The organism is Streptomyces sp. NPDC054863 (assembly GCF_053610825.1).
The window spans coordinates 1-5,940 of record NZ_JBSGZD010000396.1 but is presented as its reverse complement, the minus strand read 5'-3'; the positions used below and the strand labels follow the sequence as shown (position 1 = coordinate 5,940).

At 69.1% G+C, this 5,940-nt stretch carries 6 protein-coding genes; 1 reads left to right on the top strand and 5 read right to left on the bottom strand.

The annotated features are described in order from the left end of the window. Positions 1–11: 11 nt before the first annotated feature. The 5 genes from ACWGIG_RS36170 to ACWGIG_RS36150 form a co-directional block, all read right to left on the bottom strand. Positions 12–929: a trypsin-like serine peptidase gene (locus tag ACWGIG_RS36170; RefSeq protein ID WP_453325953.1), complete on the bottom strand. Its 918-nt coding sequence runs from the start codon at positions 927–929 to the stop codon at positions 12–14. Between the two features lie 218 nt (positions 930–1,147). Continuing rightward, positions 1,148–1,585 carry a Fur family transcriptional regulator gene (locus ACWGIG_RS36165; protein ID WP_453325951.1) on the bottom strand — a complete coding sequence of 146 codons (438 nt, stop codon included), beginning with the start codon at positions 1,583–1,585 and terminating at the stop codon, positions 1,148–1,150. 75 nt (positions 1,586–1,660) lie between these two features. Beyond that, positions 1,661–2,542: a metal ABC transporter permease gene (locus ACWGIG_RS36160; protein WP_453325952.1), complete on the bottom strand. Its 882-nt coding sequence runs from the start codon at positions 2,540–2,542 to the stop codon at positions 1,661–1,663. A gap of 13 nt (positions 2,543–2,555) precedes the next feature. After that, positions 2,556–3,341, bottom strand: coding sequence for a metal ABC transporter ATP-binding protein (locus ACWGIG_RS36155; protein WP_453325950.1), 786 nt, complete (start codon positions 3,339–3,341; stop codon positions 2,556–2,558). Positions 3,342–3,388: 47 nt separating this feature from the next. Next, the gene (locus ACWGIG_RS36150; RefSeq protein ID WP_453325949.1) at positions 3,389–4,393 is read right to left on the bottom strand and encodes a metal ABC transporter substrate-binding protein; all 1,005 of its coding nucleotides are present in this window, start codon (positions 4,391–4,393) and stop codon (positions 3,389–3,391) included. Positions 4,394–4,533: 140 nt separating this feature from the next. Here ACWGIG_RS36150 and ACWGIG_RS36145 point away from each other — a divergent pair, with 140 nt between their 5' ends. After that, positions 4,534–5,919 carry a glycine--tRNA ligase gene (locus ACWGIG_RS36145; RefSeq protein ID WP_453325948.1) on the top strand — a complete coding sequence of 462 codons (1,386 nt, stop codon included), beginning with the start codon at positions 4,534–4,536 and terminating at the stop codon, positions 5,917–5,919. Positions 5,920–5,940: the final 21 nt, after the last annotated feature.

Genomic DNA, 5,940 nt, shown 5'->3' with positions numbered 1-5,940 from the left:
GTCCGGGGAAATCAGCTCGCCTGGGCCTTGTCGTACGCCGCCTTCACCTCGTTGCCGAAGTACGGGCCGAACATCCGCCCCGGCAGGAAGGTGTAGCCGAAGCTGTTCACGGAGGCCTGGAGGCCCGTTCCGGTCGACTCGTTGAAGGAGTTGAACCAGGGGCCGCCGCTCGACCCGCCCGTCATGTTGCAGGCGAGGCTGTGGTCCTTGGAGAACAGGAAGTCCTTCGTCGTGTTCCCCGAGCAGTAGATCAGCTTCTTGCCGTCGTACGGAGCCGCCGCCGGGAAGCCGAACGCGTACATCGGCTTGTTGTAGCCGCCGTTGAACTGGACGCCCTGGGCGCCGACCACGTCGGACAGCTTCTGGCCGTTCAGGGGGTTCACGACCGCGAGGCCCACGTCGTAGTTGATGTCCTCGGTGGCCGCCCACTGGTCGGTGGCGGAGGTCTTCGACGCGGTCCAGGTCCCGTAGGGGCTCTGGCCGTCGTTGTAGGCGGGGACGAAGACCCAGTTCGTGTGCCAGGCGCCCTGCATCTTCACGCAGTGGCCGGCCGTGACGACGGTCGACCTGTTCTGGCTGGTGACGGAGTTGCCCGAGCAGGAGGCCGTACGGCCCTGGTACGTGAAGAAGACCCGTCCCGAGGTCTTCACCACTGCCCCGCCACCGGTCCACGCCCCGCCCTTCTGGGGGAACGCCTTGGTGGAGGGTGCGGAGGAGGGCACGGAGGTGGCCGGGCCGACGGCCTTCGCGGGGGCGACCTCGGAGGGGGCCACGCTCAACAGGTCGAGCGGCTTCGCCGAGCGCATCCGCTCCGGCGTCCAGAAGCTCCGCACCTGCTGTTCCGCGGAGAGAGCGGGGGCTTCGGCGGCCGGAGCGGGGGCGGCTCCGACACTGAGCAGACCGCCTGCGGCAGCCATCAGGCCGAGCATTGCACTGTGGGGACGACGTCTCACGCCAACTCCTTCTGCGAAGAGGGGGAAGCGGTGCGGAAACCGGTGTGCGTGAGGCAGATTGCCACGGAGCTGACTGACTGTCAGCAGTGAGTGCGCGGGTTGGCCGAAACACGGCGAACGCCCCCACTCCGTAAGGGAGTTGGGGGCGTTCGGGAAATCTTGAGCAGGTCCGGAGGGTCCCGGGGGCTCCGTCGTCAGGCGGCTGCGCACTCCGCGCACGTACCGAAGATCTCCACCGTGTGTGCCACGTTCACGTATCCGTGCTGCGCGGCGATCGAATCGGCCCACGACTCGACGGCCGGGCCCTCGACCTCGACCGCCTTGCCGCACATCCGGCACACCAGGTGATGGTGGTGGTCCCCGGTGGAACAGCGCCGGTAGACGGACTCCCCCTCACTGGTGCGCAGCACGTCGACCTCGCCCGCGTCCGCCAGGGACTGCAGCGTGCGGTAGACCGTGGTCAGGCCGACCGAGTCGCCCTTGTGCTTGAGCATGTCGTGGAGCTCCTGCGCGCTGCGGAACTCGTCCACCTCGTCCAGGGCCGCCGCCACGGCCGTCCGCTGCCGGGTGGAGCGCCCCCGTACCGGTGCGGAGTTCGTCGTCGCGCTCGCACCGCTCGGCGCCGTCGTCACAGGTGCCTCCTCTGGTCGCCCATTACGCGAATAGATGCGTCGGGCCATTGTGCCAGGAGCGCGGGGTGCGCCCCGTCAGACCTTGACCGGATCGGCGGTCACGGCGGGGTCGCCGGTTTCCCGCTGTGCGGAGTCTCCCGCGCGCGAGCGCCGCCGGGCCAGGGGTGCGGCGAGAAGCGTCAGCACGATGAAGACGCCGATGGCGAGCAGCACGATCGTCGCGCCGGGCGGTACGTCGTACTGGTACGAGGTGACCGTTCCGGCCAGGGTCACCGCCGTGCCGATGGCGACGGCGAGGACGAAGGTGACGGTGAAGCTGCGGGAGATCTGCTGTGCGGCGGCCACCGGCACCACCATCAGCGCGCTGACGAGCAGCAGGCCCACGACCCGCATGGCGACCGTGACGGTCACCGCCGCGGTGACCGCGACCAGCAGGTTCAGTGCGCGCACGGGCAGGCCCGTCACCCGGGCGAACTCCTCGTCCTGGCTGACGGCGAACAGCTGGCGGCGCAGGCCGATCGTCACCAGGACGACGAAGGCGGCCAGGACGCAGATCGCCGTGACGTCCTCCTGCGAGACCGTGGAGAGCGAGCCGAAGAGGTACGAGGAGAGATTGGCGTTGGAGCCGGTCGGCGCGAGGTTGATCAGCAGGACGCCGCCCGCCATGCCGCCGTAGAAGAGCATGGCCAGCGCGATGTCGCCGCGGGTCTTGCCGTACCAGCGGATCAGCTCCATGACGACGGCGCCCGCGATCGCGACGGCGGTCGCCGTCCAGACCGGGCTCGCCGACAGCAGGAAGCCGAGGCCGACACCGGTCATCGCGACGTGCCCGATGCCGTCGCCCATCAGGGACTGGCGGCGCTGCACGAGGTAGATGCCGATCGCCGGGGCGGTGATGCCGACCAGGACGGCGGCGATCAGGGCCCGCTGCATGAACGGGGTGCTGAAGATGTCCATCAGTTCGCTCATGTCAGCTCAGCAGTCCCGTCGGTACCGGAGACGCGGCGGCGGGCACGGCGTCCGGGTGGCAGTTTTCCTTGGTCAGGTGGTGGTCGTCGTGGCCGGGCAGGGGGCCCGCCGTCGGCGGCCCGTCGTGCACCACGAGCCCGTCGCGCAGCACCACGGTCCGGTCGATGAGGGGCTCCAGCGGGCCCAGCTCGTGCAGGACGAGCAGGACGGTGACGCCCGCCGCGACCTGCCGGCGCAGGGTCTCCGCGAGGATCTCCTGGCTGGCCAGGTCCACCCCCGCCATCGGCTCGTCCATGATCAGCAGTTCGGGCTCGGAGGCGAGCGCGCGGGCGATCAGCACCCGCTGGTGCTGGCCGCCGGAGAGCGCGCTCACGGAGTCCCTGGCCCGGTCGGACAGGCCGACGAGGCCGATCGCCCGGTCGACGGCGGCCCGGTCGGCCTTCGACGACAGCAGGCCGAGGCGGGAGCGGGACAGCCGGCCGGAGGACACCACCTCGCGGATGGTCGCGGGCACCCCGCCCGCCGCCGTCGTCCGCTGCGGTACGTAGCCCACGCGCGCCCACTGCCGGAAGCGCCTGAGCGGCGTGCCGAACAGCTCGACCGTGCCGCCGGTCAGCGGCACCTGGCCGATGGCGGAGCGTACGGCCGTGGACTTGCCCGAACCGTTCGCGCCGAGCAGGGCGACGACCTCGCCGCGGTGCACGGCGAGGTCGATGCCGCGCAGCACGCGGCGCGAACCGAGCGTGGCGGTGGCCGCGCTCAGGGAGATGACGGCGTCGTGGTGCACGGTTCGCGCCTCCGATGCGGGTGCCGGGGTGGGGACGGGTGCGGGTGTCACTTGGCGCCGAGCGCCTTCTGCAGGGCGGCCAGGTTCGACTTCATGACGTCGAGGTAGTCGGCGCCCTTGGACCTGTCCGTGATGCCTTCGAGCGGGTCCAGGACGTCCGTCTTGAGGCCGGCGTCCTTGGCGACGGTCTTCGCCGTCTTGTCGCTGACCAGCGTCTCGAAGAAGACCGTGCTGACCTTGTCCTCCTTGGCGATCTTCTGGAGCTGCTTGATGCGGGCCGGGCTGGGCTCGGACTCCGGGTCGACGCCGCTGATGCCCTCCTGCTCCAGGCCGTACCGCTCGGCGAGGTAGCCGAAGGCGGCGTGGGTGGTGATGAAGGTCTTGGTGGCGGTGTTCTTCAGGCCGTTCTCGAACGCCTTGTTCAGGCCGTCCAGCTTGGTGACCAGGGTGGCGGCGTTCTTCTTGTACGTCGCCGCGTTGTCCGGGTCCGCCTTCTCCAGGGCCGCTCCGACGCCCTTGGCGACCTCGGCGTACTTCACCGGGTCCAGCCAGATGTGCGGGTCGGAGGCGCCCTCGGCGCCGTGGTCGTGCCCGTGGTCGTGGCCCTCGTGCCCGGGCTCCTCGGCCTTCTCCTGCGCGCCGTGCTCGTGGCCGCCGGCCTCGGTGCCGTGCTCCTCCAGCTTCGTGAGGGTCGTGGCGTCGACGGCGGACTTGGCGCCGGACTGCTGCACGGCCTCGTCGACGGCCGGCTGGAGGCCCTTGAGGTAGAGGATCAGGTCCGCGTCGGAGAGCTCCGCGGTCTGCTTGGGCTTGAGCTCCAGGTCGTGCGGCTCGACGCCCGGCTTGGTCAGCGTGGAGACGGCGACCTTGTCGCCACCTATCTGCTCGGCCAGGTACTGCATGGGGTAGAACGACGCGATCACGTTCAGCTTGCCGTCCGCGTTCTTGCCGTCGGCGGCGGAGGAGCTGCCTCCGCAGGCGGACAGGGTGAGCAGTCCGAGGGAGACGGCGGCGGCGGTGGCGGTCGTGGGTATGAGGCGTCGTACGTTCATGACAGTCATTTTCAACTAAAGTGGAAACGATTGTCAATAGTGCTCTTGTCCGCTCTGTCCCCGATACCGATTTGATCCTGCCCCCCTGCCCGCCGGTAACCTGAACCATTCGCCTTCGTCGTCGTAATGAAGAGAGCACCGTGGCCGCCGACAAGATCGAGACCATCGTCAGCCTGAGCAAGCGCCGTGGCTTCGTTTACCCCTGCAGTGAGATCTACGGCGGCTCCAGGGCTGCCTGGGACTACGGTCCGCTGGGTGTCGAACTCAAGGAGAACATCAAGCGCCAGTGGTGGCGCGCGATGGTCATCGGGCGCGAGGACGTGGTCGGCCTCGACTCGTCGGTCATCCTGGCTCCCGAGGTGTGGGAGGCGTCCGGCCACGTCGGCACCTTCTCCGACCCGCTCACCGAGTGCACCGCCTGCCACAAGCGGCACCGTGCCGACCACCTGATCGAGGCGTACGAGGCCAAGCACAACGGCCGCGCCCCCGAGAACGGCCTGGCCGACATCAATTGCCCGCACTGCGGCACCAAGGGCCAGTTCACCGAGCCCAAGCAGTTCTCCGGCATGCTGCAGACGCACCTCGGCCCGACCCAGGACACCGGCTCCGCCGCGTACCTGCGTCCCGAGACCGCGCAGGGCATCTTCACCAACTTCGCCCAGGTCCAGCAGACCTCGCGCAAGAAGCCGCCGTTCGGCATCGCGCAGATGGGCAAGTCCTTCCGGAACGAGATCACTCCGGGCAACTTCATCTTCCGCACGCGCGAGTTCGAGCAGATGGAGATGGAGTTCTTCGTCAAGCCGGGCGAGGACGAGCAGTGGCAGGAATACTGGATGGAGCAGCGCTGGAACTGGTACCTGGACCTCGGCATCAACCCCGAGAACATCCGCTGGTACGAGCACCCGGCCGAGAAGCTCTCCCACTACTCCAAGCGCACCGCCGACATCGAGTACCGCTTCAACTTCGGCGGCACCGAGTTCTCCGAGCTCGAAGGCGTGGCCAACCGCACGGACTTCGACCTGAAGGCGCACTCCAAGGCCTCCGGCCACGACCTGGTCTACTTCGACCAGGAGGCCAACGAGCGCTGGACGCCGTACGTCATCGAGCCGGCGGCGGGCGTCAACCGCGCCATGCTCGCGTTCATGCTCGACGCCTACCGTGAGGACGAGGCGCCCAACGCCAAGGGCGTCATGGAGAAGCGCGTCGTCATGGGCCTCGACCCGCGCCTGGCGCCGGTCAAGGTCGCCGTGCTGCCGCTGTCCCGCAACCCGCAGCTCTCGCCGAAGGCCAAGGGCCTCGCCGCGGACCTGCGGAAGAACTGGAACATCGAGTTCGACGACGCGGGCGCCATCGGCCGCCGCTACCGCCGTCAGGACGAGATCGGCACCCCGTTCTGCGTGACCGTCGACTTCGACACCCTCGACGACAACGCGGTCACCGTGCGCGAGCGCGACACCATGAAGCAGGAGCGCGTGTCGCTCGACATGATCCAGGACTACCTGGCGGTCCGGCTGCTCGGCTGCTGACCCGCTCGTACCCTTCGGAGC